Raw genomic sequence first — 26,491 nt, 5'->3', positions numbered from 1 at the left:
CGGCAGGACGATGAGGAGCGGAGTGAACATGCCCGTCAGCGAGTCCGACCGTCGTGCAGTGTGTTTTGCCGAGCTTCGGCCGCTGCTGTTCACCGTCGCCTACGAGATCGTCGGGTCCGCGGCCGACGCGGACGACGTCCTGCAGGAGAGCTACCTGAGGTGGGCCCGGGTCGACGACGATGTCGTCGACCCGAAGGCCTACCTCGCCAAGATCGTCACGCGCCAGGCGCTCAACACCCTGAGGTCCCGGTCGCGGCGGCGGGAGGAGTATGTCGGACCGTGGCTTCCGGAGCCGATCCTGCTCGATGACCGCGATCTGGCCGACGACGTCGTACTCGCCGAGTCGGTGTCCACGGCGATGCTGGTGGTGCTCGAATCCCTGAACCCCGACGAGCGTGCGGTATTCGTCCTGCGTGAGGTCTTCGGCTTCTCCCACAACGAGATAGGGACGATGGTCTCGAAGTCCGCTGCCGCAGTTCGCCAGATCGCGCACCGCGCACGGGCGCATGTCGAGTCGCGCCGGCCGCGTTTCGAACAGGTCGATGCGCAGCGCGCCGGCGCGGTCGTGGCGGAGTTCCTGGCCGCCGCCGAGTCTGGGGAGATCGAGCCTCTCATGGCGATGCTCGCCCCCGACGTGGTGTTCACCGCCGACAGCAACGGCAAGGCCACCGCGGTCAAACGACCCGTTCAAGGCGCGCTGCCGGTGGCGCGCCTGCTCGCCGGGTTCGCGCGGCTCGGGACCACTGTCGACGATTACCGGGTAGAACCGGCCGTGTTCAACCACGAGCCGGGAATGCTCGTCTACTTCGATGCAAAACTCCAGGGTGCGTTCACATTCCACATCGTCGACGGCGTGATCGAACACGTCTACGCGATGCGCAATCCCGACAAGCTCGGCGGGGTCGAGCAACCGCGGACACTTGCACGGTGACACGGTGGACCGGTGGCGGCCGAGAGCCATGGCACTGCCGTGACAAGGTCGGCACAGTGGGCGCCGATGTCAGAGGAGGGCAGCCACCTTCTTTGCGGTTTCTTTGGCGGAACCTGGATTCTGGCCGGTGACGAGGGTGCCGTCGACGACGGCGTAGGAGACGAACGGGAGCTTGGCCTTCTCGTAGAGAGCACCACGCTCCTTGGCAGCCTCTTCGGCGTTGTACGGGACAAGCTTGTCGACTCGCGCCAGTTTCTCTTCCTGCCAGGCGAATCCGGTCATCTTCTTGCCGGCGATCAGATACGAGCCGTCGGATAGTCGAGTGTTGAGCAGGCCGCAGTAACCGTGGCAGACCGAGGAGACGATGCCGCCGCGCTCGTAGATCTCGCGGGTGATGCGTTGCAGGCCAGGGCTGTCGGGGAAGTCGTACATGACCGCGTGGCCACCGGTGAAGAAGATCGCATCGTAATCGGCGGAGTTGATGTCGTCAGGGTGCTTGGTGTTCTCCAGGAGCGCCATCTTGGCTGGGTTGGCGCGCCAGGCCTTGGCAGTCTTGTCGTAGTTGGGGAACTTCAGGGCGCGAGGCTCCAGCGGTACGGCGCCACCCTGCGGGCTCACCAGGGTTTGTTCGAAGCCGTGCTCTTCGAAGACATGCCAGGCGTGGGTGAGTTCGGACAGCCACAGGCCGGTCGGGTGTTCGGGGTCATCGTAGTGACCGACGTTGGTGACGACGTTCAGGATTCGTGTGGGCATGCGTGCCCTTCCTTCGATTCGTGGTGGTGGCAGGTCGGCGACGCCCTTCCAGGCAGCGGATCTCTTCCGAGCCGGGTCATCTCCGCGACCGTGGGCTACTCCAAAGCGGTCCTCAGGGCATCGATCGCGAGATGCCGCGCGACGTTTGCGCCCTTGGTGTATCGCAGACTGTCGAGGAGTAGGAAGTCGTGGACCATGCCGGCGATCCTGACCGACGTGACGTCGACTCCGGCTTCGCGCAGCTTGTTGGCGTACTGCTCACCCTCGTCGCGAAGGACGTCGGCCTCGTCGGTGATCACCAGTGTCGGTGGAAGTCCTGTGAGGTCCTCGAGCGAGGCCTGCAGGGGAGAGGCATACTTTTCGGCACGTTGGCCCGGGTCGGTGGTGTAGGCGTCCCAAAACCATTGCATGCCATCGCGTGTCAGGTAGTACCCCTCGGCGAACTGTAGGTAAGACGGGGTATCGAATCCGGCGTTGGTGACGGGATAGAGCAGCACCTGGGCCTTGAGGTCGATGCCGCCGCGGTCTTTGTTCATCAGTGCGAACACCGCAGACATGCACCCGCCGACCGATTCGCCAGTGACCGCGATCCGGGAGGTGTCCAGGCCGTGCTCGGAACCATGGTCGAGCACCCACCGGCCCACGGCGTAGTTCTGCTCGACCTGCGTGGGGTAGCCCTTCTCCGGAGCCCGGTCATAGACCGGGAAGACACCAGCCGCGCCCGCTCCGACCGTGAGTTCGCGGAACAAGCGGTCGTGGGTGTGCTCGTCACCGAATACCCATCCCGCTCCGTGGATGTAGAACACCACAGGCAGCGGACCGGCGGCTCCCTTGGGGCGAATGATGCGGGTGCGGACGGTTCCCCACTCGCCGGCGTCGACGTCGACCCATTCCTCGTCGACTTCCGGGCGCTCGACGCCCTCACCACTTTGCAAGTCGGAGAGAATCTTTCGGCCCTCTTCCGGCGCAACCTCATAGATTCGGGGATGCGGGTCGGTCTGTTCGCACAACTGCTTCGCCTCGGGTTCGAGAACGGGGTTTATCGGGGTTGGCAGCTCGGTCACAATCGTCTCCTCCGTGTGCTGGGCACTTCGAGAGTCGGACACGCTCAAATGTATGCAGCGCTTACATGGAGGCTAACGCCGATGTCCGGGAGAGTCAATGAGTCGTCCACAGGGGAGGGGTCAGCGCTGGTCGGTTCCTGGCTGGGCCGCGAGAACGGCGATGAGGGACGAGCGCACCTGGGCGACGGTGTCGTCGATCGAAGGGCTGGCGAGCTTACGGTCCAGATAAAGGCAGGCCATGCCGTGCACCAAGCCCCAGCCGCCGAGGGCGAGGTCGATCGGGTCGGAATCGGGAAAGACGCCGGTGATGGCCGCCGCCAGCAGCTCGTGTACCGCCGCTGCGGCGGCGACACGCTCGTCGCTCTCGTGATCGCATTCGTTGCCGAACATCAGTCGAAACAGCGCGGGGCGGCGCAGTGCGAATTCGACGTAGGCGGCACCGAGGTCGGCAAGTTGTTCCACGGTGTCCGGGAGGTCGCGATCGCGGGACAGATCTGTCTTCAGATCCCGCAATCCCTGAGCTGCCAGGGCGGACTCCAGGGCGTCGCGGTCCGGGAAGTGCCGGTATGGCGCGGTAGCGGAGACGCCGGCCTCGCGGGCGACCGCGCGAATGGAGAATGATTCGCCGCGCTCGAGCATGCGCATCGCTGTCGTGAGCAGCGCGGCACGCAAATCGCCGTGGTGGTAGCTCTTCTTGGTACTCGCGGGCATTGCCGGTCCTCCTCTCATGGTCATTGTGCTCGGGTCTCGATTGTCGTCGTCATGGGGCCGGTGATCCGCTCTGGGGCTCAGGCTGCCGATGCGGGCGACTGGGTCTGCGGGCGGACCATGTTGACGCTGAACACATTACACTCTACCCTGATGTGAGCAATGTATACATTCAAGGGAGTTGCCATGACATCGTCGAAGGCCGGGCCGAACATCGAGGTGGTCGAGGTCGACCTCGGCGGCCGTACCGTCAGCGTGCCGAAGGGCGGACTGTACGACCGCTACCGGATGAACACCGATCTCGACGAGGTGGCCGGGGACCCGCGCGTGCGGAGTGTCGATTTCTTCCGGGCTCTGCCGAAGACCGAGGTGCAGTCGGCGATCGGGCCGACCCGGACCCCGAACTTCTACTACTCGATGTCTCGGGCACAGATCGTCTATGTCGCTCCGATGAAGGCGCTGCGCTCCCGGCTGCCGGATGAGCTCGATCCGTTGCAGATCGCTCCGGGGCTCGGACTGTTTTCGGTGGTGTTCTTCCGGTACGACGTGTGCGACATCGATTTCTACACCGAGGCCACCGTCGGTATCGCGGTCCGGCCCGCGCGCCACGGCGGCGCGGGGACCGTCGACGCCCTGTCCGCACTGTCCAACGACTCGATGCACGCCTACGTCCTGTCGTTGCCGGTCAACACTGAGATCGCGCAGGTACGTGGTCATGATGGTTACGGCTTTCCCAAGTGGGTCACCGACATCGACGTCGACATAGACCACCGGCGGGTGACCGGACGAGTGGCCAACGACGACGGTGGCACCGACATCGCGCTGACGGTGCCCACCCCGCAACAGAAGACGTTTCCCAGCGGCACCAATGTGTCCACGCTGGTCTCCTACACGCAGCTCGAAGGCGCCTGGCACGCGACACTCAGCCAGACCAACACTCTGTCGGCGGGCAGCAAGCTGCTGCCCAGGGATGTGAACCTCGAGTTGGGGTCGGGCCGTCTGGCCGACGATGTGCGCTCTCTGGCGCCCATCAAGCCGCTGCGACTGGACGTGGCCACCGATTGCCAGAACGCGCTGCACATTCCCGTCCCGGTGTCCGTCCCCGCGAAATGAGGAGCCCAGTGGTCACCCCAACCATCACCCGTCGCATCGACGCGAACCGACTCGACGCCCTGACCCGGCGGGTGCCGGCAGCCGATCCCGAAGGCGTCCTCGAGGTCACCAACGCCATGACCGGCGGGGTGCTCGGTGCCGTTCCGCATTGCACGCCTGCCGACGTGGTTGCCGCCGCGCAACGCGCCCGCGGTGTGCAGAAAGCCTGGGCCGCACGCCCGGTCGACGAACGCGCGGCAGTACTGATGCGTTTCCACGACCTCGTGCTCGCCCGCCAGGACGAGGTCCTCGACCTCATCCAGCTCGAGAACGGCAAAGCGCGGCGCCACGCGTTCGAAGAGATCCTCGACGTGTGCCTGGCGTCCCGTTACTACGCCAACACCGCCGCAAAGTACCTGCGCCCCAAGCGTCGCCGCGGAGTGCAGTTGGCGCTGACCACAGTCTGGGAACTTCATCACCCCAAGGGGCTGGTCGGGATCATCTCTCCGTGGAACTACCCGCTCACCCTGGGCATCAGCGACGCGCTACCCGCGATCGTCGCCGGCAACGCGGTGCTCACCAAACCCGACGTGCAGACCCCGTATGCCGCGCTGTGGGCGGTCGAACTGCTCGAAGAGGCCGGAATGCCGTCCGGCTTGGTGCAGGTGGTCACCGGCAGGGGAGCCGAGCTGGGTACGCCGATCATCGAGAATTCCGATTTCCTCATGTTCACCGGCTCCACCGCCGTCGGCCGCACGGTCGCCGCCCAAGCCGGCGAGAACCTCATCGACTGCTCGATGGAACTCGGCGGCAAGAACGCGCTGCTCGTGCTCGATGACGCCGACATCGACAAAGCCGTCGCCGGCGCGGTGCGGGCGAGCTTTTCCAACACCGGCCAACTCTGTATCTCCATGGAACGCATCTACATTCCTGATGTCCTGTGGGATGAGTTCACCACCAAGTTCGCCGCGGCGACAACGGCGATGAATCTGTCCGCCGACATCGACTACTCCGGCGACATGGGCTCGCTGGTCTCGCGGAAACAGCTCGACACCGTCGTCAGCCATGTCGAGGACGCCGTCGCCAAGGGGGCGCGCGTGCTCGCCGGCGGTCGAGCACGACCTGACTTAGGGCCGTTCTTCTACGAACCGACCGTCCTCACCGATGTCGACGACACGATGACGGTCTACGACCACGAAACCTTCGGGCCGCTGGTCTCGGTGTACCGCGATGCCGACGAGGAAGAAGCCATCGCTCAGGCCAACGCCAGCGAGTACGGACTCAACTTCAGTGTCTGGACCTCAGACGAGCAGCGCGGCTACCGCGTGGCAGCCCGGCTGCATGCCGGCACGGTCAACGTCAACGACGCCTACGCCGCGGCCTGGGGATCGATGGATGCCCCGATGGGCGGAATGAAAGCCTCCGGACTCGGCCGCCGCCACGGCGAACACGGCATCGTCAAATACACCGAGTCCCAGACCATCGCCATCGAACGGCTGTTGCCGGTCGGCGTCCCCGACGGCATGAACGCTGGGCGCTACGCCCAGGTGGCGTCGCTGGCGCTGCGCCTACTCAGGCGCGTACCCCGCCTGAAATAGCAAACGTCCACCGCCACACTGCAACCCAACGAAGTTGAGGATCCCGATGCACACCGTCCTGGGAGCCAACGGCCAGATCGCCGAGGAGCTCACCCGCTACCTGCACGACAACATCACCCACGACCTGCGGCTCGTCAGCAGAAACCCGAGAAGGGTCCACGACACGGACCAACTCGTCGCCGCCAACTTGTTGGACGCCGACGCCACCGCCGACGCGGTCAAAGGCAGCGACATCGCCTACCTGACCGTCGGGCTGCCCATCGACTCCACGCTGTGGGAACAGCAATTCCCGGTCATGATGGCCAACACGATCGCCGCTTGCCAGAAGCACGACACCAAACTCGTTGTCTTCGACAACACCTACATGTACCCGCGCACCTCCACCCCGCAGGTCGAGAACACCGAGTTTCGTCCCGTCGGCCGCAAGGCGACCGTCCGTGCCCACATCGCCGACATGCTCCTCGAGCAGATGCGCCGCGACACGATCGAGGCCGTCATCTGTCGGGCACCGGAGTTCTACGGACCCGGCAAAACCCAGAGCCTCACCAACTCCGCGATCTTCGACCGGATCAGGCAGGGCAAACGACCGCTGGTGCCGGTCAGCGCGCACACCAAACGCACGCTGATCTGGACACCGGATGCCAGCCGCGGCATGGGACTGATCGGCAACACCCCCGACGCCTACGGGCACACCTGGCACCTGCCGGTCGACCCACAGCGGCTCACCTATCGGGAGATGGTCGCGATCGCCGACGAGGTGACCGACCGCGACATCAACTACATCACCATCCCAGAGAAACTCTTCGCCCTCGGCGGCCTGATCAACCAGTCCGTCAAAGAAGCCTCCGAACTGCTGCCGCGCTACCGCGACGACAACATCTTCGACTCGACGAAATTCGCCACCCGATTCCCCGACTTCGCGGTCACGACATACCGCCAGGGCATCACTCAACTCCTCACCGAGAAATCAAACAAGTGAACTGGTGAACGTCTGCGCCGACGCCTCGGCCAGGTATACGAATCGTGCACGCCTACAGCCGATGTGGGAACTTCGCAGAAGCGAAAGAACAGCGCTACACGCTTCCTTCCAGCGGTGGTCTCACCGCTGGAAGGAAGCGCTGATTGCTTTCGAGATCACCTTCGTCAGAGGCCCTGTCCGCCGGGCGAACCAGCCACGGCTCAGACAGTTACACCGCTGACCGGCAAGATGCGATCGTCGTTGACGTCAACCGTCAGGGTCGATCATTTCGTCTCTGTATCTCCTGCTGTCTGACCCGTGCGAGCCGGCGGCGCGACGACACCGTCGGGGATGGGGCAGTCATAGGGGGTCTCTGTCACCATCATCTCGAATTCGTGACGGGCACTCTTCATGAGATCCGGATCGGTGCACAACTCGATTGCGGTTGCCGCGATGACCTTGGCTGCGTACACCATTCCCTTGTGGGCGGCAGGAAGCTTGCCCTGAGCTACGGCCTGCCACGAGTGAATCGGAGTGCCGATCGCCCAATTGCTACCGGTGAGCTGGACTGTGGGTGTCACCCAACTGACATCGCCCACATCGGTGGAGCCGTGCACGAGCGGACGAGTTCCGGGCGAGGTCGGCGGCTTAGTTGCCACTGCGCGCTCTGAGACCTCCAGCGTGCACGAGTGCCGAACCGTGCCGGCGACGGCGGTCCGGCCAGCCCGGAGTCCGACGAAGCTGGGAGTGCTTCGACATTCGGTATCAACGACCAGCAGGTTGCGCAGCCCAGCGCTGATCGAATCGCAGCCCAGACCGCCGTGCGCAGGCGACGACGGATCCCAGTCAGCACGATTCTGGATAACCATCAAACGAGTTCGACCGGGGATGGCTGTAGCGGTGGAATGGCTTGCGCAAGGGCGCCCCGGGGGAGCTGTCGCATATGGCAGTCTCTGCTCTTGGTGGCATAATCTGCCAACGCGAAGTACTCTTCCGACATGGGCGCACCGTTGGACTGGCGTGAGCGACGTCAGCAGAGTGCGATGCTCGCCATCTCCGACGCGGCGCTGGACATGTTCGCCGAGAACGGGTATGTCGAGACGACAGTTGCTTCTGCTGCAGAGGCTGCGGGCGTGTCTGTGCGGACGTTTCACCGCTACTTTCCGGCCAAAGTGGACGCCATCGCACCAGCTCTCGATGCCGGCTGGCAGGACTATGTGGGCAGGTTCGCGAGTCGGCCCGACTCGGAGTCGGTGATCGACGGCCTTGTCGCATCGCTCGAGGCGGTGTTGGACGGGCCACACGGACGACGGCACGCGATGTTCCTTCGGTCGTTGCCGAGGTCACCGATGCTCGCGCCTGCCTGGTTGAGTGTGCACGATCGATGCCGTGCCGCATTGCGACCGGTGCTGGCCCGTAGGCTCCGACTCGATCCCGATGGCGACCGTGCCGAGTTCGTGGCTGCTTGCGTGATCGCCGCCAATCGGGTGGCCGTCGAAAGCTGGTCAACGGACCCGCGCCGGGGGATCTGTTCCACGGTACGCACCTGTCTCGAGGCCATCGGCCCACTGTTGACCCATGATGTCGGGGGTCGTACCCCCGAAGAAAGCAGGACACCATGACAACCGCCAAGAAGCTGGCTGGCCGAGTCGCCTTCATCACCGGCGCCGGGCGCGGCCAGGGACGAGCTGAAGCTGTCGCACTTGCCGAACACGGTGCTGACGTCATCCTCTCGGATATCTGCGCGACCCCGGCCGAGACAGATTATCCCGCAACGACTCCCGAAGACCTCGAAGAGACAGTAGCCCTCGTCGAGAAAGCCGGTCAGCGCGCAGTGAGCGCGGTCGCCGACGTTCGCGATCTGAGCGCGATGCAGGCGGTGGTGGAACAAGGCGTTGCCGAGTTTGGCCGGCTGGACATTGTGGTCGCCAACGCCGGCATCGTCAGTTGGGGACGATTCTGGGAGATGGCCCCAGAGCGTTGGCAGGACATGATCGACATCAACTTGACCGGTGTCTTCAACACACTGCGCGCCGCCGCCCCGGTCATGATCGAGCTCGGCAACGGTGGCTCGATCATCGCGACCAGCTCGGTTGCCGGGATCAAATCACTTCCTGGACAATCCCACTACAGCGCCGCCAAACACGGTGTCGTGGGCCTGGTGAAGTCAGCCGCGATCGAACTGGCGCCATATAAGATCCGCGTCAACTCCATCCATCCCTGGGGCGTGAACACCCCAATGGGAGCGATGGGTGCCGACGGAGCAAAGGTGTTCGCCGACAATCCCTCCTACGGTGCTGCCATGGGCCAGTACTGGTTCGATCCGCCGATCTCAGAACCCGAGGACATCGCCAACGCCGTCGTGTTCCTGGCCGGCGACGAATCCCGCACCATCACCGGGATTCAGCTACCCGTGGACCACGGGGCGACCAAGATCTGACCCTCATCGCCCGGGCGCAGGTCCTGCGCTCTGTTCCACCTGGCATGATGGCAGTTATCGGCATGTGAAATACACTGGGGGAGAGTGGTTCTCATGCACTGCTGCCATTGGTACACTGGTCCGACGCGACTGTACCCGCCGTGTACCTTCCGGGCGGCTGGCGATTGGTCCTGACGCCGAGGTCGACGAATGCGCACCCGGCATCATGAGGTCGGTCACGCGTTGAGGAGCGATGACACGCGTGTGCTGATGGGGATTGTTCTACATGTCAGGCGTCGGTCGATGATCCCGACTCTGCGCTTTTGTCATCGTCGTCCCCGTCGGTGTCAGATGTGCGCTGGACCAACCGGTCATAGCGCTGGCGTGCAGCTTGGGCGCTGCCCAGTCCGAGTCCGTACGCGATGTGCTGCCAGGTGATGCCCGAACGTCGCGCCGCGAGGAGCAACATCGTCTCGAGTTCGTCGATCTCTAGCCGCAGCTTCGGCATCAGCGTCAGGGCGGCCATGATGTCGGTGTCGTCGACGGGGTCCTCGTCCGGGTGCGGCACGAACCCACCGCCCGCCAGGCCGGCAACGATCTTCGCGGCACCGTAGGGCTCGAGCATGTCTGGGTGCGCCTGGCGTGCACGACGTTCCGGAGTACCTCCATGCCGCTCGGCGATGTGAAACAGGCCGATGTACTCGCGCTGTGCACGTTCTCGATCGGGCTCCGGGGGACGGAACAGCTGCTCATTGGTCACGAAGACCATCCTCCGTCGTCAACAACAAATTGTCAACGTTTTGTTGAAGGGCTGAGATCTGCGGCCAGCGGTTCACCGTCCTTTTCGGGCGAACACCCAACCGGCCGCGGACAGCGAGACCAGCGTGATCCCCGCGCACCAGGTGAGTCCGGTGGCGGCCTGTGACGCCAGATGGTGCACCGGTGATCCGCCGGTGCCCACACCGACGAGCAGGGCCCGGATCGATTCGATGACAGGGGTGACCGGTTGTGTCTCGGCGAAGTCGCGCAGCCAGGCCGGCATCGTCTCCGGTGGCACGAATGCGCTCGACACGTAGGGCAGGAAGAGCATGACGAAGCTGAAACCACCTGCCGCGGCGGGTGTTCGTACCGTGACCCCGATGAACGCTGCCAGGCAGGTGATGGCCAGGACATAGGCCAGGACGATCCCGGCAGCAGCGAGCCACTCGCCCGGCGTTGCCGAGGGACGGAAGCCGATGGCCATCGCGACGAGTAGGACCACCGCGGTGGATACTGAGTTTTTCACCAGACTGGCCGCGACATGGCCGAACACCACGGTCGCGCCGACGATAGGCATCGACCGGAGGCGGTCGATGACGCCGCCGTTCATGTCATTCGCCACTGCGAGTGCGGTGTTGGACGCGCCGTACCCCGCGCACAGGAGGATGACCCCGGGCGTTGCGTAGGTGATGTAGTCGGTGCCCACGGACATCGCGCCGCCGAACACGTAGACGAACATCAGCATGATGGCGATGGGCAGGACGAGCGCGAGAATCAGCTCGTCCGGATCGCGGCTCATCATCCGCAACGAACGCCAGGTCATCGTGGTCGCGTCGATGCGGAGATGACGGAGCCGACGGGTCGACGCGTAGTGGGTTGTGGCGGTGTCGACACTCATGCCGCGACCTCCTCGCCGGGCGCCGCCACAGCCGGCTGGCCGGTTGCCGCAAGGAACACATCATCCAGTGTGGGAGTGCGTAATTCCCAAGAGCTGACGGTGACAGCGATCCGATCCACCACGTCGAAGACCGCGCGCGTGTGCGACACCGAGCGATCGGTGGGAATGCGAATGGTGGTCTGCTGGACCGACGGAGCGAAACCGGCCAGTTCACCGGCAAAGGCCGCGGCATCAGTCGCGGTCGGCACGACGAACTCGAGTGCCGCCTCGCCGACGCGGCGCTTGAGGTCGCCCGGGGTGCCGGCGGTCCCGATCCGGCCGCCGTTGATGAGAGCGACGCGGTCGGCCAGGCGGTCGGCTTCCTCGAGATACTGCGTGGTCAGTAACACCGCTGTCCCCTCGGCCACCACATCATCGACCACCTGCCACAGCATCTGGCGGCTGCGCGGGTCGAGGCCGGTGGTGGGCTCGTCGAGGAACAACACGACGGGCCGATCGAGCAGTCCCGCAGCCAGATCGAGACGGCGGCGCATGCCCCCGGAGTAGGTCGCGACGATTCGATCGGCGGCGCCGGCGAGATCGAACGCGATCAAGAGTTCGTCGACCCGATGATCCACGGTCCGCCGGCGATGGTGGGCCAGCCTGCCCATCATCGTCAGGTTCTCGCGACCGGTGAGCTTGTCGTCCACGGCTGCGTATTGGCCGGTGAGACTGATGATCTCGCGCACCTTGCCCCGCTGGGTGGCGACGTCGAAACCGCCGACGCGGGCGGTCCCGGAATCGGGCCGGATGAGCGTGGACAAGATACGCACGGTGGTCGTCTTGCCTGCCCCGTTCGGGCCGAGGAGGGCAACGACCTCGCCCGCCTCGACCTCGAGGTCGACTCCACGGAGAACAGGCACACGACTGTTCCCCCTCCCCAGCGATTTGGTGAGGCCGACGGTCTGAATGGGGTGACGGGCGGACCGAACGCGAGCAGGCATGATGTGTCCAATCTGTGTACGAAAGAAACTGTTTATAACGGTAACTGCGTACACTAAACGCAGTTCTGTGATTCGGCAAGAGAAGACGAGGGCGCATGGGTTCCGAGGACACGCTGAAACGACTGTGGGTGGGTGCACGAGAAGGCCGCCGGGGTCCCAAGCCGGCACTCAGCCTCGATCGAATCGTCGACGCCGCCATCGGGATCGCCGATGCCGAGGGGCTGGACGCGGTGTCGATGGCGCGGATCGGCGAAGCATTGGGGTGCTCGTCGATGGCGCTGTATCGCCACGTGTCCGGCAAGGAGCAGCTGTTGACGCTGATGCTCGACACCGCGACCGGTGCGCTGACGCTTCCACCGCGCACCGGCAGATGGCGTGAGGACCTGGCGGAGTGGACCCGAGCGCAGATCGTCGGCATCGTGGAGCGGCCGTGGTACCTCGACCTTCCGCTCACCAGTGCCGTCCCCGGTCCGAGCCGGATGCGCTGGATCGAGGCGGCCTTCGAGATCCTCGACGAATTCGACCTGCCCGGTGACGACCTGTTCGAGATCGTCGGATTGCTTGCGCAGTACGCACTGTCGGCCAGCCGCGTGCAGATCGAGCATCGTCGTGCGAGCGAGCTGGCAGGCGGTGAGGGCTCCGGCGGGACGTCGTACTTCGAGCGGATTCTCACCGATCTGGCCGATCCCGGCCAGTTTCCGTGCACGGTCGCAGCCCTGGGCGCCCCGCGTTCCCAGCCGGTGGGGGAGGATTTCGGACTGCAACTCATCCTGGACGGCATCGCTACGCACGTCGACAGCTCCACCTGAGATCGGAATCCACGCATCGGGGCAGGGCCACCGTGCCAGGGGGTAGCTGCGTACGCATGCCGGCCACAGCGTGGGCGACAACCTGAGGCGTTGTCAATGCGGCGCAATCGATTTGCCTCACGCCCAGCGAGAACTCCACGGGCGAGGTGTTGCTGTTCACGGTGGGTCCGCGACTGCATCCTGGATCGTTCGGCCGCGGGCCGGCATGTGAGTCAATGGGGTCGGGGAGGAGTCAGGGCACCAGGAGGGCGTTGAGGCCGGGGACGATGGTGATGGGGCGGGGCGGTCCCTCGTACTGCTCACGCAGAACGGTCACAGTCGTCACAACCGGGCCGGCGCCGGTGCGCGCCGCGGCCGAGGTGGGCAGTGTGTGCGTGTATCCGGGATCGTGTGGCGCGAAGTCGGAAGCTGACAGTGCCGCAGGGCCGTCGGTGTCTAGGTAGGCCTGATCGATCCGGCCTTGAACGGCAAATGCCCCGTACGCCCGGTCTATCGACGTCTGAAGTGCGATGCTCTCGACCGGGGCTGGCGGCTCGCGCACCATGACGTTGCCATCGGCGTCCAGTCGATACTTCGCCGAGGTCATGGCGATCGGCGCGTGGCAGATCAGTCCGATCGGGGGATGCCGTTCTGTTGCAGGTTGTTCAGCAGTTCTCCCACGACCGGATTGTCGTTGAAGCGATCATCGGTGCGCGACCGCCCGGTGCGTACATGAAATCGAAGTCGGCCAGCGAGAAGTCGTCGGAGGTGTCGCGGTACCTGGTCCTCTGGGGACTTTTGGCGTCCCCGATAGGGCGCGATCTCGACACGGTGCAGCGGGACTACAGCACTGCGCTGACGCGATGAGCAGACTCTACTGGTAATCCTGCATAGTCGAACACTGCATAATGCGGTTGTCAACGGCCAGTTTGATGTCCCCGCTGGTGGCCAGGTAAAAGTCCCCACCCTGTGCGGGATGTTCTAGGTGGGTGGCACCTCCGTTCGGTGTGTCATGCGGTAGGAGTCGCCGTCGGTGATGACGATGGTGGCGTGGTGTAGGAGCCGGTCGAGGATGCTGGCGGCGGTGGTGTGTTCGGGCAGGAATCGTCCCCATTGTTCGAAGGGCCAGTGGCTGGCGATCGCGAGAGATCGGCGTTCGTAGGCGCCGGCGACGAGCCGGAACAGTAGTTGGGTGCCGGTGTCGTCGAGTGGTGCGAATCCGATCTCGTCGAGGATGAGCAGATCTTGGCGTAGCAGGGTGTCGATGGTTCTGCCGACGGTGTTGTCGGCCAGTCCGCGATACAGGGTCTCCACGAGGTCGGCGGCGGTGAAGTACCGCACTTTGTGTCCGGCGTGTACTGCGGCGATCCCCAGCCCGATCAGGGTGTGACTCTTACCCGTCCCGGCTGGGCCGATCAAGGCCAGATTGTGTTGGGCTCGAACCCATTCCAGTGAGGATAGGTATTCGAAGGTATTGGCCGGGATGGAGGATGCGGCCACGTCGAACGATTCCAAGGTTTTGGTGACCGGGAACCCGGCAGCTTTTAGTCGGTTGCGGATGTTGGAGGCATCACGAGCGGCGATCTCGGCTTCGACCAGGGTTCGCAGTACTTCTTCGGGTGTCCATCGCTGGGTTTTCGCGGTGAGCAGGACCTCGGGTGCGGTGCGGCGGATCGAGGCGAGCTTCAATCGGCGTAGCGCTTGGTCGAGGTCGGCCGGTAGTGGCGGCACTGTCTGAGGTGCAACGGGTGTCGATGTTGTGGTGGTCATGACACCTCCTTGTCGCCGGCGCCGAGCTTGTAGGCATCCAGCGAGCGGGTGGGCGCGGTAGGCAGGTGCCCGAGCAGTGCTGTGCCGGCCGGTCGCGGGTTGGGGGTGCCGGCTCCGGCATCGAGGATCGAGCGCACATCGGCGGCCTTGAACCGTCGGAATGCCACCGCCCTGGTCAGGGCGGTGAGCACCTGTTCGTGGCCGTGGGAGGTGACGAGCCCGAGGATGTCGTCGAGTTCACCGCCCAGGCGGGTGTTCCCGATGGCCGCGGCACCGACCAGGAACTGCTCAGCAACCTCACCGAGATCGCAGAACTGCTTCTCTGCTGCGGTTTTGGGTCGTGGTGCACGACTGGGCGGGGTGCGTGGCCCCCCGTAGTGGGCATCGTTGAGGACGACCTCTCCGGGTGCGGCCAACAGATGATCGGCGACCACCTCACCGGAGGCAGGTTCGGCGATCAGGAGCCGTTCACCGTCCTGGATGAGGGTCACGGTGGTGCCGATGAGCCGGTTGGGTACCGAGTAGCGGGCCGAGGCGTACCGGATACAGGAGAGGCGATCGACCTTACGGGTGACCGGCGGTGGACCGACCTGGGCCCGCAGAGACGGCAACGGGCTCAATGTGTCTCGTTCGATCGTGAGTTGGTCAGCAGGCACGCACAGTGTGTCGCTGTGACGGCGGGTGTTGACCTCGACACACCAGTCCCGCGCGGCCCGGTTCGCTGCGTGCACATCCAGCTGCACGTCGTCACGACCAGCAGCGATCTTGGCTTCGGTCCACAACGGCTGCGCCAGATCCGACTGCGCGTACCCGCAGAGGTTCTCCACGATCCCTTTCGATTCCGGATCGGCGCCGTGACAGAAGTCCGGGGAAAACCCGTAGTGGGTGGCAAACCGCACATACGTGGGGGTGGGTACGACGACGTTGGCGACGACTCCACCTTTGAGGCAACCCATCCGATCAGCGAGTACCTTGTTGGGCACTCCACCGATCTCTTCTAACGCTTCGGCGATGAATCCGAGTGTGGTGATGGATGTTTCGTTGGTGGCGAACCGAACGAACCGCCACCGCGAGAACGCCAACACCGCGCAGAACATGTGCAGCCATGGACAGCGGTTGCAGTGCCCCGCGATTCGGTGGGAGTTTTGTCGAAGCTATTGCGTCGAAGGAGAAGAACCAGCCGGCACCGCCGCATGTGGTCTTCGATGACCTCGTCAGCCCGAACAGGCAGCCGTCACGCCCATGGCTACATCTGTACGACGACGAGGTTGCGCCGACGGTCCTCGAAGCGGCGCGACCCAGGCGGGTGGTGTGGTCGTCGTTGTGGACGAAGCGACCGGATGCTCAAGTGGTCTTCGATCTGAGCGGCGGGCGTAGTGGTACCAATCTGCGGTGGACGCTGCTCACGGAGCAGCCCGCACCGGATGACCGCCAATTGCGTCACCTGTGCCAACGCATCGGCAACCTGATCAACGCCAACCTGCGTTACACGTACGGCCAGTAGCCTCAGCCATGCGGGTCAGTCGTAGAACGGCTGGCTCTACCGTATCGGTCGGCGGGGTAAGGGCAGCGTGGACAGGTCGATGCATCAAATGAGCTAGTAGTGACTAACTTGACATAATATCTATTATCGGCTAAAAACGAGGCTAGTGGAAGGCTAGTATTGCGGCTATCATGTAGCCATGACGACAGTGCCACTCGGTGAAGCTAAGGACAAGCTCTCCGCGCTGGTCGACAGCGCCGAGAGCACGCACGACATCATCACGATCACCAAGCACGGCAAACCCGCCGCGGTGCTGATGTCGGCCGACGACCTCGAATCGCTGCACGAGACGATCTACTGGCTCTCACGCGCCGGCGTCCGCGACGACGTCGCTACCGCAGACGCCGAGTACGCGGCCGGTGAGACCGTCTCCATCGACGACCTGCGCGCCGAACACGGCATGCCGCCGAAATGAGCGACGCTCCGACAGACTCGTCCGCCCCGTACCGGGTTGAGGTCGCATCCCCAGCTCGACGCGACCTTCAACGACTCCCATCCCGGATCGTCCACGCCGTCATCGAATTCATCTCCGGGCCGCTCGCCGAGAACCCCCACCGGCTTAGCAAGCCGCTGCGCGACGACCTCGCAGACCTTCACAGCGCCCGCCGCGGCGATTATCGCATCCTGCTCCGCATCGACGACCCCAACCACACCATCGTCATTGTCAGAATCGACCACCGAGCCCACGCCTACCGCACCTGAGTCTGGTGCGTTGAATTCTCAACCGACCCGGCGGTACTTCCTGTGCATTGCCTGCTTCGTCGTTCCAAGGAGCGTGCCGATCTCTGCCCACGACAGTCCTGCCAGGCGTGCCCGCCGCACCGCGACTTCCTCCTCGCGGGCAATCTCCCGTCGCCAATCTGCGACTCGGGAAAGCTGCTCGATTGGTGTCTCGTCGTCGTCGCCGCGGTCCAGTCCAGTCCTCATGCAGACCAGCGTGCCCGTGTCTCCGCGATCCGTCAACATTGGTTGACGGAAACCAGTTTGAATCACTGCTCGTCGTCAGTACCCGCATTCCTGGGCTGTCGACCAGCTCTAAGACCTCATCATCGCGCTGCAACGCCAGGTCAGCATGATCATCGCCGCCTCAAGACCACTTGTAGTGGTGACGATGGAGTGATCGTAAGCGGAACACGCACTATCCATCACCGCTGTGCGAGCTGTCAGCCTCGCCATCGGTGCTATCCGGGGGTCCCGAGCGACGGTCCGGCCAGTTGGAAGGGTCGGGCAGCAAGCTGCGATCACCACCGAAGGCATCGCCGAGCCCGAAACCGCCATTGCGAATGGCCATATCCAGTCCTGAAGACTTCCACAACCTGGAAGCCACGTCATCGAAAGCTCCAGGGTTGGTCTTGCTTAGCGACAGCAACGCGTCGTTCAGAGCACCCTCTTAGCGAAGAATGCCTGTGCGGCGACGACTCCGACTGCGAACGAGCTGCAGCACGAATGGCCGAGGCCCACCTGCCTAACGCCCACCAGCTCCTGACGATGCTCGCCGACACCCTCGGCTACAGCCTCACCAAGCGGTAAGTAGGAACGAAGCCTCCCGCTGCCCGGACATCCCAGGCAGCGGGAGGCTTTCGCTCATACGTGGTTATGCCTGCGTGAGGCGGTCCTCGCGCTCGCGGACCAGTCGCACGATCCCCTGGAACACGCGGTACCCGCGTGCCCGCTGGTACCCGCTCACCGCTCGGTCGTACACCGCCGCGACCGGAAGGGTCTCCGACTCCAGACCGCGGTCCTCGACCAGCTCCTCGTAGATCGAGTTGAACGGAGCGATCCAGTTGTTCAGGCGGCGATCGGGACCGTAGTCGCCCAGCCGGTACACCGACTCCCGCGAGACGAACCCGCCGTTGCGGATGAGATTTTCGCGCTAAACAAGTTCTCTTACGAACCGGCCCTCGGTGCCATAGATTGAGCCGGGACTCACCGTAAGGTGGGTCGATGGTAGCCACTTTCGCCGTATCGCGTGCAGGCAAGGCCCAGGTCGTCGCCGCCGCTATCATCGGCTTCGTAGTCGGGATGTTCGTCGTGATCCCGCTCGCCCATCTGACACGGAGCTGGCTGGGCTTGTCGGAACCCACCGCCGCGCCCCTGGATGCACCGGTGGACAGGCCGCTCATCGCCACGTACTGGGTTCCGTGGTTGCTGGCATGGGCGGTGCTACTCCTTCCCGGGATCGCGGTTATGCTCCCGGCACGCACCCGTTGGGCTGGCTGGGCGTACTCGCTCGCGGCTGGCGTAACGGCCGGAGTGATCGCGCTACTCGGGGCATGGACCGATTGGGGCTTGGGATAGACCTTGTCGATCAGGACTGCTTCTTGCAACTCGCCCTAGTTCAACACGTCCCGTTACCAGTTGAAAAATGCTGGGGGACAGGGCTTTAGCTAGCCAGATAGACATAGGCCCGTCGGCGTCACAGGCCGAGCTGCTGGCGCAGCGTGGCGAGGTCCTGTTGAGCGACGTCGAGGATCTCGGCGGCCGCCGGCGGGCAGTATCTGATCGCCTTGTCGTTTTCCGTGATGACCAGGTGGGTGTCACCGGCCAGGATGAAGTGGGCCTTCTTGCCTTTGCGGTGGGCGGCGCACGGACGCTCGTGATTCGTGCGGGGCGTCTCGACACGGACGTGGCGCAGGATCGCTTTGGTGGTGGGCATGCTGACTCCTTTGGGGCACGGTACGGGTGAGGTTTTACCCGCGTTGGGACAGTTGGGATCTCAACGTGTCGCGGACGGTGTCGGCGATCTTGTCGATGCGTTCGAAGATGGTGGTCAACTGCTCGCCCGACCACTCGCCGCGGGTGCCGTTGGGCATGCCCACCGCCTCGTTGATCGCCGCGGCCAGACGGCGGATTGCGATGACCGTGTTGTGCTGACGCGGGCCGCCCGTGACGGCCATCAGCTGGTGACCCCGGGTCGGGAGGTCGAGGTCGGCCAGAATTCGGTTGGCGACCGCCTTGGTGCGCTGGTTGACCCGGGTCTTGGCCGATTGTCGTGCCCGCTGCGGGGAGACCGGGATCGGCTGCGGCGCAGGGGGTGCGGCTGCTGCCTGCTGCGCCAGCAGGCGTTGGCGTAGCTGCTCGCGGTCAACGACGTCGCCGACACGAATGCCGGGGGCGACTTCGCGGTTCAAGATCTCGTCGAGGACCCGGTCGTCGGTGGGATCAAGGTAGGTCTGCTCGACGAAGTCGGTGAGGATCTCGTTGTCGACGAGCATGCCCTCGTCGAATCGGCGGGCACGCGGTTCGCCATCACCGTTGCCATCGCCGTCATCGTCGGTGGTGCCGGCAACCCATCCGTGCACCAAGGCTTGGTCATCGAGGTCGAGTTCGCGGAATTCTGACCAGCGGGCGTCGTTGTTGAGTCCGATGTGGGACACGATGTGGCCCTGGTTGTCGGGGTGCTCGGGGGCCGCCTCCTGCACCACGCGCATCACCCGGCCGACAAACTGGATGTAGGGCGCCAGGCTGCGGAAGGGCCGGAAGATCGCCGCGACACTCAGGCGCGGGTGGTCGAAGCCCTCACCGAGCATCTGCACCTGCACGACGCAGTCGAGCTGCCCTTGGCGCAGCCGTGCGATGACGGCGTCCTGGTCGTTTTCGTCCATGTCGGAATGGATCTCGGCCGCGCGGTATCCGCATTCGTTGTAGATCGCGGCGACCTGGCGGGCATGGTCGACCGAGCAGGCCGCGGCGATGATCTGGTGCTGGATACCGGTCTGGGCGCGCATCCGGTCACACGCCTGGATGCTGGCCTCCACGATGTGGCGGTTGCACTCGGTACTCAGCGCCACGCCGCGGCGGAACCAGGCCTCCTCGCGCAGTTCCAGGACTTCGTCGAGGGTGTGGCGGCGGGTGTCGTCACGGTAGGTGAAGTACAGCTCGGCGGGGGCGACGTTGCGGGAGTGGATCTGCTTGATGTAGCCGGTGATCATCGCCCGGGTGAACGGGTACCGGTAGACGATGTCGCCGTGCAGCTGCTGCTGGTCGGAGCGAAACGGGGTGGCGGTCAGGCTGACGACCTTGGCATTGGGGAAGCGCCGGAACACCTTCTGCCAGCTTTCGGCGGCAGCGTGATGGCCCTCATCGACCAGGATCATGTCAAAAAAGTCCTCCGGGAACTGCGGAAGCCACCGGTCGGCCTGGCTGGCCAGCTGCTGGATGTTGCAGACCACGAAGTCACTTTCGATCGCGTCGTGGACGTTGGCGTTTGGCCCGTCCAGGACGGCCATCCACGGCCCTGCGGTGAAATCCGACAACACCCGACACTTGGTCCAGAAACACTGCGGGCTGGTGATGTCCACGGCATCGGCGACCCCCTTACGGATCGTCAAGTTCGGCGTGATCACCAGCGTGCGACCACGGGCGATGCCGAAGGGCAGAGTCGCCATGATGCCGGTCTTGCCGCACCCGACTGGAATCTGCACGATCGCCGGGGTGGCGTTCTCAGCGAAGTGCTCGCGCACAGCACGGTGGGCCTCGCGCTGTGGCTCCCGCAACGCCGCGTTGGCCTCGACGTCCGCGTTGGCGGTGACGAACACACTGCTGTTGGCGCCAGCCGCGGCGGCCTCCTGGGCACGGCGATACTCCAGCCGGAACGGCTCCAGGTCGGCGCGCCGGTAATACCGGTAATCACTGCCGGGGCGCCGCAGCGCAGGCAAGGTGCCGTCACGATCCCATCGCCGCAGCGTCTGGGCGGACACCCCGAGATAAGCAGCCGCCTCCGCGACTCGCAGAAAACCTTGTTCAGCCATGATTAAAACTATACAACATTATACAACTCTAACAAGTATCCACTGCGTATATTGCCGCGCGCAAATGAGCTTCAACCTCGACACACTCTCCCGCTCACACGTCAGGTCACCTGGACGGGCCGGGCCCTCGAGGCCGACAAAGTCACCACAGCGTCCCGCTACATCAGTCGGGCAGGTAGGTGCGAGGCAGGAGTGCCGAAGTGATCTGCGGTACCCGATTTTCGTTGACGTAGATCACACATTGCAGATAGCGTGTCCACCACTTGCTGGTCTTGGGGGGCGAGTGAAGGTGGTGACGGTGCGTAGGTTTGGTATTGCCCTGGCCTCGTTAGTAATTGCCGCATTAATGTGGATCGGCGCAGGCGCGGTACGCGCGGACGTCTTCCATGGTTACTGGATCTACGGGAAGATCCACGAGGAATACGAACAAGCCGGTGGTTACAACTTCTTCGGCAACGCCACCATCCCCGAGTCAAACACCCAGAACGGCGGCAAGTTTCAGAAGTTCGTCAAGAACAGCTCGATCTACTGGCACTCCGCCGTGGCCGGCGGGCATGCCAACCAGATCGGTGGACTTATTCGCGATGCGTGGGGCCGAGTAGGTTGGGAGACTGGGTATCTGGGCTATCCGATCACCCGCGAGTTCGGCGTCAACGGCGGGCGCGCGAATCACATGGTGGCCGGGTCGATCTACTACTCGGCCACGACCGGAGCTAAAAACGTGTGGCTGGGAATCCGCGACGTCTGGGCCGATTCAGGCTGGGAGAACGGGCGATTCAAGTTTCCCACTGAAGACACCCGCACCACCACCTGCTCGGTCTGGGCGCAAGACTTCCAGGGCGGCACTGTGCTCTACAAGGACACGGGCGTCGGCGGCTACTTCCTACCCAACAACGACGTCGATGGGCAGCGCCTCGCCTACAGCACCGGCGGCGGTTTCCTCTACGGCGCCGAGCTGCAATCTGCGGTGAACTCCTGGAACCAACTCAGTCCTATCACGGTCGCGCCGGTAGGTGTGTTCGAGGTTGCCGATGTGGCGATCTCGACGGAAAACCGATCCGATGTGAGCTGGTCTGGGCTGCACACGCGCTACAACGCGCCGCTGACCAGCACTATCCAGATCAACATGCACTACGTGCAGGGCTACTCATCGGCGAGGAGAGCGGGGGTGATCGCCCACGAGATTGGGCACGCACTGGGACTGTTCCACACCTGCTCCAACGACCTGATGGCAGATAATGACGGGGCCCGCGGAACGTCCTACACGCCCACTGGGCTCACCCGCGACCTCTACCACAACAAGTGGGGATTCTGATGACCACCAACCACCGAGCAACACGACCGGCGGCCCTCACGCTCGGCATCGTCGGCATCTTCGCCGCTGCCACCCTGGCCGCGTGCGGCGAACAAACCGTCAATGAGGGCATCCCTCCCCTCGAATCGGCCACGGCCACCTCGACCGCCCATGCGGACTCGATCACCGACACCTCTGACCTACGCAACCTGATGGCGATCTCGACGCACGTCTTCACCGGCCGCGTCGAATCAGCCGCCGGCACCAAGGCACTCGGGCCACTCCCCGAAACTCAGTACAGCGTGCTCACCAAAACGGCGATCAAAGGTGAAGTCCCCGAGAGCGTGGTAGTCAACCAGCAAGGCGGAGTCAAAGACGGTGTCTACATTTCCGTCAACGGCGACAGACCTCTCAAGGTCGGCCAGTGGTACCTGTTCGCCACCCGCTACCTCGAGTCAGAGAAGTGGTACACCCTCGTCCCTGTCGACGGCCGCAAGCCTGTGACTGAACAACAAGCCCGCGACAGAGCCTCCGCGCCCCTAGCCGCAGCTGAGGCCGCGTTGCGCGCCAACCCCCAAAACCGGCTCGCACCACCGGCCCCACCGAGCCCGTCGATGACCTTTCCGATACCCCAACCCGGCGACCGCAACCCGCCACCACCCTCACCGGCGCCAACCGGTTAATCATCCGGTGGTCAGGGTGTATGAACCGTCCTGGATCGGATGGAGACCTCGTTTAGGCCACCGCCATCTCGGAGGTGGCTGTCTCACGGTAGCGCCTCTCGTACTCAATGGGCGGGCAGTAGCCGATCGATGAGTGCAGCCGCTCGGTGTTGTACCAGTGCACCCAGGCGGCGGTCTCGCGCTCGACTTCTGCGCGCCCGGTCCACGATCGCTGGCGCTCGATCAGTTCGGTCTTGTACAACCCGATGGCTGATTCCATCAACGCATTGTCGAGTGCATCGCCGACCGACCCGATCGATCCGGCCAAGCCGGAGTCGCGTAATGCTTCGGTGAACGCCAGCGCTGTGTACTGACTTCCGGCATCGCTGTGATGAATCAAACCTGTTGCAGTGAACGAGAAGTCGGTTCTACGTCGGGTGAACAAGGCCTGTTCGAGAACGCTGGTCACCAACGGTGTCGACTTGCTCGTCATCACCCGCCACCCGAGGATTCGACGCGAGTACACATCGACGAGAAACGCGGTGTAAACGAACCCTGCCAGGGTCCAGCAGTAGGTGAAATCAGCCACCCACCACTGATCTGGCCTGGCCGGCAATGACCACTTGCGCTCCACCAGATCAGGATGCCGCGGCGCGCGATCATCGCGCTGGGTCGTGATCGTGCGATGTTTTCCGCGGGTGACTCCGGCGATCCCGCAGATCCCCATCAGTCGGCCCACCTGATCACGGCCCATCTCACGGCCCTCGCGGCGCATCGTGTGCCAGATTTTGCGGACGCCGTACACGCCACGATTGCGATGAAACGCCTGGTAGACCGCGTGAGCGTCGTACGCCTCGGCCAATCGTGTCACCGAGACCGGACCCGCTTGCGTGCGGGCGTAGTAGGTGGACGGGGCGATCTGCACGCCGTGCTCAGTGAGCACTCGGCAGATCGGGGCGACCCCGAACCGACCCTTGTGAGCGTCGATGTAATCAACGATCACCGCAGTCGGCGGTCGACCTCCGCCGCGGCGAAAAACGCCGACGCTGTCTTCAAAATCTCATTGGCCCTTCGCAATTCAGCGTTCTCCTTGCGAAGCGCCGCCAACTCGGCGTCCTGCTCGCCCACCGTCATCGTTCCCCGCGCAGTCACGATCGGCCGGTCCTTCTCGATCCAGTTCCGCAACGTCGCCTGGTTGATATCGAGCAATGCGCCCACGTGTTTCCGGGCGGCGAGCTTTCCGCCGCCATGCTCGGCGAGGTGGTCGTGATACATCCTCACAGCCCGCTCACGCGTCTCTGGATCAAACTTCCTCAGTGCACCCATACCGGCATTCTCCTGGTGAGATCACGGTCTCCACCAGACCCAGGACGGTTCAGTAGAACCTGGCGTGCGGCCCGGTCGGTTATGGCCGTACCACAGGTCGTTGACCCTTTCGATCAAACGCTCATGCACGACCAGGGCGAGTTGACGACGGGCGCCCGCTCACTGTCTCAGGCACTTCTCGCGGTCGCCCGCAGCGACAATCCCTGGTCGAAGGGGCCCCACTCTAAGTCGGGTTCGGCGTTCAGGCCATCGTCCTCGGAGCCGCGGGACAGGGTGTCGATCTTGATGATCGCTGGGCTGGGGGCGTCGACCAGGTACACCATGATGTCGCCGGCAGCATACGTTCGTGGGGTCAGCCAGACGAGATCGTCAACATCCGGGTCGTCGTCGTCGCCAGGGAAGAAGCTATTTACGGCTTGCCGCCACGGCTGAAGCAGGCATAACTGCACTCGTCGGCCGTCCGCATTGCCGGTGCCGGCGACCCGTGGGGTTCTCCTGCGGGCTACGATTCGGCCCATTCAGCGAATTCCTTCCACGAGATCGGAATACGCTTCTGCCCGTGCTTGGGTCGCCACTGCAGATTGCCCTCAGAAACGTAAAGGGTGCCGAGAGTTCTCCCGTCGATCGCGACATCGAACTCGAAGTCGATGCCAGCAACGCGCACCCTACTGGCGCTGAATCGCACGTCGTGATCAGCCACGATGATCCTCCCAACAACGGCACAGTCTGGTGTCGATCCCTCTCGCGAACGTAGCGAACGACCATGTCTCGGGCAATGATCTGCCCGGAACCGATGCCAGCTCACCGGGCCAGCGATCGCCGGTTGCTTCCAGACCTGACCAGACCCCCCGGGGCGGATTGCTCATGTAAAAGGAGTGCGGTGAGGGCTGTCAGCGGCCGAACAGTGCTCGTTCGATCACATCCGGGGTGGTGTCGAAGTCGTGGGCCCACTCCGCAGCCAAATCAAGGTAACGGCCGTACATGTCAGCCGGGCCGTCGATCTCCCACTCTTCGGTGGTCACTCGACGCAGACTGTCTACAACCCTGCTGTCATAGATCAGTGGGCGGCCTGTCAACGCATTGGCGTCGTACCCGCCGAAGTAGAGGAACTTGGTGAAGAAGCCCGCCGCCAGTCCGGTGATTTTCAACCGGTTGCGCCCGCTGAGGGCTTTGTAGGCGCTGACCGGCCCCTCGGTCCGCACGACAGCCAGAGCCTTGGCGAGCTTCTCCGCGGCGTCGGGCTGGCTGAGGGGACGCAGCGCCCGCACCATCGTCAGGCCCGGACTCGTACCCCACACCACACACGCCACGTGCAGTTGCGCCGCTACGATCGGCGACCCGTCCTGCACCGCTCGGGCTGCGACCTCAAAGACATCGCGGCGCGAAACCACTCGATAGCGACCACTGCCCGCCGACACACTGTCGAGCTCGTCAGGCCACATCGCAGCATCCGGCAAGCGTGCGCGCACCGCAGCCGGATCGAACCGAATTGACTGGCCCAAGACCCATTCGCGATCGGGAACAGAACCGTCGGGAAACAAGGTAGTCAACGCGATCGGCATTCCTTCACGCTACCGGCAGATAACCGGAGGTACGCGAACGATGTGTGACATAAGGTCACTTCACCCTTCGCGCGCCGTCGGTGGCGGCGGACTAGGTTTGGATGGCGTTGAGATAGCCGTGATCATGTAGTCGGTCGGGACCGGGTCACTCAGCAAGTCGTGTGACCCCCTTCCGTGAAAGTGAGAGTCACCGTGCAGCCAGACAACCCCGATGCCGTGTTCGTTGACGACAGCGGAGACACCGCCGGCCGGGCATTGATGACCATCGTCTCCGCGCAGCACGAAGAACTGGTGATCCTGACCGTCCAAGGCAGCATCGACGTTCTCACCGCACCACAACTGTCCGAGGAGGTGACGAACGCGCTGCACGGACAACCACGAGGCCTGATCATCGATCTGACCACCACCGACTTCCTGGCCTCGGCCGGCATGGCCGCACTCGTCGCCGCCCACGAGGCGATCGCACCGACCGGACTGTTCGGAGTCGTGGCCGCCGCACCCGCAACGTCGCGGCCGCTGACGCTCATGGGCCTGGACCAGACAATCGTCCTCTACCCCACCCTCGCCCACGCCGTCACCGCCATGACCAGACCCACCGGAATGAGCGGCAGCCCGACTGGGTAAACACGACG

The 26,491-nt window shown here is 64.1% G+C and carries 32 protein-coding genes, 1 pseudogene and 1 other annotated feature; of the genes and pseudogenes, 15 read left to right on the top strand and 18 right to left on the bottom strand.

The annotated features are described in order from the left end of the window. The first annotated feature begins 28 nt into the window (after positions 1 to 28). A complete protein-coding gene (sigJ, locus tag AC3B5T_RS20695; RefSeq protein ID WP_488358790.1) occupies positions 29 to 931 on the top strand; it encodes an RNA polymerase sigma factor SigJ in 903 nt (300 codons plus the stop codon). 69 nt (positions 932 to 1,000) lie between these two features. Here the strand turns inward: sigJ and AC3B5T_RS20690 are convergent, their stop codons facing one another. The 3 genes from AC3B5T_RS20690 to AC3B5T_RS20680 all read right to left on the bottom strand — a co-directional run bounded on the left by AC3B5T_RS20690 (position 1,001) and on the right by AC3B5T_RS20680 (position 3,459). Continuing rightward, entirely contained in the window at positions 1,001 to 1,684 is a 684-nt protein-coding gene (locus tag AC3B5T_RS20690) for a type 1 glutamine amidotransferase domain-containing protein (protein WP_014926897.1), read from the bottom strand. Between the two features lie 95 nt (positions 1,685 to 1,779). Continuing rightward, a complete protein-coding gene (locus AC3B5T_RS20685; protein WP_055477264.1) occupies positions 1,780 to 2,748 on the bottom strand; it encodes an alpha/beta hydrolase in 969 nt (322 codons plus the stop codon). Positions 2,749 to 2,868: 120 nt separating this feature from the next. After that, entirely contained in the window at positions 2,869 to 3,459 is a 591-nt protein-coding gene (locus AC3B5T_RS20680) for a TetR/AcrR family transcriptional regulator (RefSeq protein WP_014926895.1), read from the bottom strand. A gap of 183 nt (positions 3,460 to 3,642) precedes the next feature. Between AC3B5T_RS20680 and AC3B5T_RS20675 the strand changes: the two genes are divergently transcribed. Genes AC3B5T_RS20675 through AC3B5T_RS20665 form a run of 3 tightly spaced genes read left to right on the top strand, consistent with a single transcriptional unit; the run spans position 3,643 to position 7,125 of the window. Continuing rightward, positions 3,643 to 4,569, top strand: coding sequence for an acetoacetate decarboxylase family protein (locus tag AC3B5T_RS20675; RefSeq protein WP_488357861.1), 927 nt, complete (start codon positions 3,643 to 3,645; stop codon positions 4,567 to 4,569). Between the two features lie 8 nt (positions 4,570 to 4,577). Next, entirely contained in the window at positions 4,578 to 6,146 is a 1,569-nt protein-coding gene (locus AC3B5T_RS20670) for a succinic semialdehyde dehydrogenase (RefSeq protein ID WP_488357859.1), read from the top strand. A 46-nt stretch (positions 6,147 to 6,192) separates the two neighbouring features. Further along, positions 6,193 to 7,125, top strand: coding sequence for an NAD-dependent epimerase/dehydratase family protein (locus AC3B5T_RS20665; RefSeq protein WP_488357858.1), 933 nt, complete (start codon positions 6,193 to 6,195; stop codon positions 7,123 to 7,125). A 263-nt stretch (positions 7,126 to 7,388) separates the two neighbouring features. Here AC3B5T_RS20665 and AC3B5T_RS20660 read toward each other — a convergent pair whose 3' ends face one another. Next, entirely contained in the window at positions 7,389 to 7,973 is a 585-nt protein-coding gene (locus tag AC3B5T_RS20660) for a hypothetical protein (RefSeq protein ID WP_488357857.1), read from the bottom strand. A gap of 129 nt (positions 7,974 to 8,102) precedes the next feature. Between AC3B5T_RS20660 and AC3B5T_RS20655 the strand changes: the two genes are divergently transcribed. Further along, the gene (locus tag AC3B5T_RS20655; protein WP_084817365.1) at positions 8,103 to 8,726 is read left to right on the top strand and encodes a TetR family transcriptional regulator; all 624 of its coding nucleotides are present in this window, start codon (positions 8,103 to 8,105) and stop codon (positions 8,724 to 8,726) included. Continuing rightward, positions 8,723 to 9,544, top strand: a complete 822-nt coding sequence (locus AC3B5T_RS20650; RefSeq protein WP_055477258.1) for a mycofactocin-coupled SDR family oxidoreductase — start codon at positions 8,723 to 8,725, stop codon at positions 9,542 to 9,544. The genes AC3B5T_RS20655 and AC3B5T_RS20650 overlap by 4 nt, the downstream gene beginning before the upstream one ends. Before the next feature lie 268 nt (positions 9,545 to 9,812). Here the strand turns inward: AC3B5T_RS20650 and AC3B5T_RS20645 are convergent, their stop codons facing one another. The 3 genes from AC3B5T_RS20645 to AC3B5T_RS20635 form a co-directional block, all read right to left on the bottom strand. Further along, positions 9,813 to 10,283: a DNA-binding protein gene (locus AC3B5T_RS20645; RefSeq protein WP_084817366.1), complete on the bottom strand. Its 471-nt coding sequence runs from the start codon at positions 10,281 to 10,283 to the stop codon at positions 9,813 to 9,815. 72 nt (positions 10,284 to 10,355) lie between these two features. Beyond that, entirely contained in the window at positions 10,356 to 11,180 is an 825-nt protein-coding gene (locus AC3B5T_RS20640; protein ID WP_488357856.1) for an ABC transporter permease, read from the bottom strand. Further along, complete coding sequence (locus AC3B5T_RS20635) at positions 11,177 to 12,082, bottom strand: ATP-binding cassette domain-containing protein (protein ID WP_231632831.1); 906 nt, start codon at positions 12,080 to 12,082, stop codon at positions 11,177 to 11,179. Before AC3B5T_RS20635 ends, AC3B5T_RS20640 begins: the two co-directional genes overlap by 4 nt. 176 nt (positions 12,083 to 12,258) lie before the next feature. Here AC3B5T_RS20635 and AC3B5T_RS20630 point away from each other — a divergent pair, with 176 nt between their 5' ends. Next, complete coding sequence (locus AC3B5T_RS20630; protein ID WP_055477255.1) at positions 12,259 to 12,972, top strand: TetR/AcrR family transcriptional regulator; 714 nt, start codon at positions 12,259 to 12,261, stop codon at positions 12,970 to 12,972. Positions 12,973 to 13,204: 232 nt separating this feature from the next. Here the strand turns inward: AC3B5T_RS20630 and AC3B5T_RS20625 are convergent, their stop codons facing one another. Continuing rightward, positions 13,205 to 13,558 carry a hypothetical protein gene (locus AC3B5T_RS20625; protein WP_055477254.1) on the bottom strand — a complete coding sequence of 118 codons (354 nt, stop codon included), beginning with the start codon at positions 13,556 to 13,558 and terminating at the stop codon, positions 13,205 to 13,207. A gap of 125 nt (positions 13,559 to 13,683) precedes the next feature. Here AC3B5T_RS20625 and AC3B5T_RS20620 point away from each other — a divergent pair, with 125 nt between their 5' ends. Continuing rightward, positions 13,684 to 13,818, top strand: coding sequence for a hypothetical protein (locus AC3B5T_RS20620; protein ID WP_269432891.1), 135 nt, complete (start codon positions 13,684 to 13,686; stop codon positions 13,816 to 13,818). A gap of 114 nt (positions 13,819 to 13,932) precedes the next feature. Here the strand turns inward: AC3B5T_RS20620 and istB are convergent, their stop codons facing one another. Next, positions 13,933 to 14,721 (bottom strand): IS21-like element helper ATPase IstB, encoded by a 789-nt coding sequence (istB, locus tag AC3B5T_RS20615; protein WP_457138401.1) that lies wholly within the window; start codon positions 14,719 to 14,721, stop codon positions 13,933 to 13,935. Beyond that, a pseudogene (locus AC3B5T_RS20610) lies at positions 14,718 to 15,830 on the bottom strand (Mu transposase domain-containing protein); the annotation flags it as partial. The gene istB and the pseudogene AC3B5T_RS20610, both read right to left, overlap by 4 nt. On the opposite strand from AC3B5T_RS20610, the gene AC3B5T_RS20605 reads away from it, so the two are divergent. The 3 genes from AC3B5T_RS20605 to AC3B5T_RS20595 all read left to right on the top strand — a co-directional run bounded on the left by AC3B5T_RS20605 (position 15,827) and on the right by AC3B5T_RS20595 (position 16,966). Continuing rightward, entirely contained in the window at positions 15,827 to 16,225 is a 399-nt protein-coding gene (locus AC3B5T_RS20605; protein WP_231632835.1) for a hypothetical protein, read from the top strand. The pseudogene AC3B5T_RS20610 and the gene AC3B5T_RS20605 sit on opposite strands and share 4 nt — an antisense overlap. 178 nt (positions 16,226 to 16,403) lie before the next feature. Then, positions 16,404 to 16,679 carry a type II toxin-antitoxin system Phd/YefM family antitoxin gene (locus AC3B5T_RS20600; RefSeq protein WP_055477309.1) on the top strand — a complete coding sequence of 92 codons (276 nt, stop codon included), beginning with the start codon at positions 16,404 to 16,406 and terminating at the stop codon, positions 16,677 to 16,679. Continuing rightward, positions 16,676 to 16,966, top strand: coding sequence for a type II toxin-antitoxin system RelE family toxin (locus AC3B5T_RS20595; RefSeq protein ID WP_055477308.1), 291 nt, complete (start codon positions 16,676 to 16,678; stop codon positions 16,964 to 16,966). Before AC3B5T_RS20600 ends, AC3B5T_RS20595 begins: the two co-directional genes overlap by 4 nt. Positions 16,967 to 16,984: 18 nt before the next feature. Here AC3B5T_RS20595 and AC3B5T_RS20590 read toward each other — a convergent pair whose 3' ends face one another. Both AC3B5T_RS20590 and AC3B5T_RS20585 read right to left on the bottom strand, forming a co-directional pair. After that, positions 16,985 to 17,191 (bottom strand): hypothetical protein, encoded by a 207-nt coding sequence (locus AC3B5T_RS20590; RefSeq protein ID WP_055477311.1) that lies wholly within the window; start codon positions 17,189 to 17,191, stop codon positions 16,985 to 16,987. 667 nt (positions 17,192 to 17,858) lie between these two features. Then, positions 17,859 to 18,092, bottom strand: coding sequence for a hypothetical protein (locus AC3B5T_RS20585; protein WP_055477307.1), 234 nt, complete (start codon positions 18,090 to 18,092; stop codon positions 17,859 to 17,861). A 116-nt stretch (positions 18,093 to 18,208) separates the two neighbouring features. Here AC3B5T_RS20585 and AC3B5T_RS20580 point away from each other — a divergent pair, with 116 nt between their 5' ends. Continuing rightward, complete coding sequence (locus AC3B5T_RS20580; protein ID WP_055477306.1) at positions 18,209 to 18,562, top strand: hypothetical protein; 354 nt, start codon at positions 18,209 to 18,211, stop codon at positions 18,560 to 18,562. A gap of 118 nt (positions 18,563 to 18,680) precedes the next feature. On the opposite strand, the gene AC3B5T_RS20575 is transcribed toward AC3B5T_RS20580, so the two are convergent. Next, a complete protein-coding gene (locus tag AC3B5T_RS20575) occupies positions 18,681 to 18,920 on the bottom strand; it encodes a hypothetical protein (RefSeq protein ID WP_055477305.1) in 240 nt (79 codons plus the stop codon). Between the two features lie 34 nt (positions 18,921 to 18,954). After that, positions 18,955 to 21,015: a DEAD/DEAH box helicase gene (locus AC3B5T_RS20570; protein WP_068970440.1), complete on the bottom strand. Its 2,061-nt coding sequence runs from the start codon at positions 21,013 to 21,015 to the stop codon at positions 18,955 to 18,957. 298 nt (positions 21,016 to 21,313) lie between these two features. Between AC3B5T_RS20570 and AC3B5T_RS20565 the strand changes: the two genes are divergently transcribed. Together AC3B5T_RS20565 and AC3B5T_RS20560 are read left to right on the top strand one after the other, a co-directional pair. After that, complete coding sequence (locus tag AC3B5T_RS20565; RefSeq protein WP_165630005.1) at positions 21,314 to 22,330, top strand: reprolysin-like metallopeptidase; 1,017 nt, start codon at positions 21,314 to 21,316, stop codon at positions 22,328 to 22,330. Then, positions 22,330 to 22,992: a hypothetical protein gene (locus AC3B5T_RS20560; protein WP_055477302.1), complete on the top strand. Its 663-nt coding sequence runs from the start codon at positions 22,330 to 22,332 to the stop codon at positions 22,990 to 22,992. Before AC3B5T_RS20565 ends, AC3B5T_RS20560 begins: the two co-directional genes overlap by 1 nt. Before the next feature lie 52 nt (positions 22,993 to 23,044). Here the strand turns inward: AC3B5T_RS20560 and AC3B5T_RS20555 are convergent. From AC3B5T_RS20555 to AC3B5T_RS20540, 4 genes are all read right to left on the bottom strand, one after another. After that, a protein-coding gene (locus AC3B5T_RS20555; protein WP_137811086.1) for an IS3 family transposase occupies positions 23,045 to 24,297 on the bottom strand; the annotation gives its coding sequence in 2 pieces (ribosomal slippage) (positions 23,045 to 24,003 and positions 24,003 to 24,297; 1,254 coding nt in all). Then, positions 23,882 to 24,013: a sequence feature (AL1L pseudoknot), on the bottom strand. (Overlaps the previous gene by 132 nt.) 167 nt (positions 24,298 to 24,464) lie before the next feature. After that, complete coding sequence (locus AC3B5T_RS20550) at positions 24,465 to 24,815, bottom strand: hypothetical protein (RefSeq protein WP_223258969.1); 351 nt, start codon at positions 24,813 to 24,815, stop codon at positions 24,465 to 24,467. Beyond that, complete coding sequence (locus AC3B5T_RS20545) at positions 24,800 to 24,997, bottom strand: hypothetical protein (RefSeq protein ID WP_055476435.1); 198 nt, start codon at positions 24,995 to 24,997, stop codon at positions 24,800 to 24,802. The genes AC3B5T_RS20550 and AC3B5T_RS20545 overlap by 16 nt, the downstream gene beginning before the upstream one ends. Before the next feature lie 190 nt (positions 24,998 to 25,187). Further along, positions 25,188 to 25,859: an 8-oxoguanine DNA glycosylase OGG fold protein gene (locus tag AC3B5T_RS20540; protein ID WP_055476436.1), complete on the bottom strand. Its 672-nt coding sequence runs from the start codon at positions 25,857 to 25,859 to the stop codon at positions 25,188 to 25,190. 192 nt (positions 25,860 to 26,051) lie between these two features. On the opposite strand from AC3B5T_RS20540, the gene AC3B5T_RS20535 reads away from it, so the two are divergent. After that, positions 26,052 to 26,483, top strand: coding sequence for an STAS domain-containing protein (locus tag AC3B5T_RS20535; RefSeq protein WP_055476437.1), 432 nt, complete (start codon positions 26,052 to 26,054; stop codon positions 26,481 to 26,483). Positions 26,484 to 26,491: the final 8 nt, after the last annotated feature.

The organism is Gordonia sp. G4, from assembly GCF_057770005.1.
The sequence above is the reverse complement of the archived record's forward strand: the minus strand, read 5'-3'. Positions and strand labels throughout refer to the sequence as shown.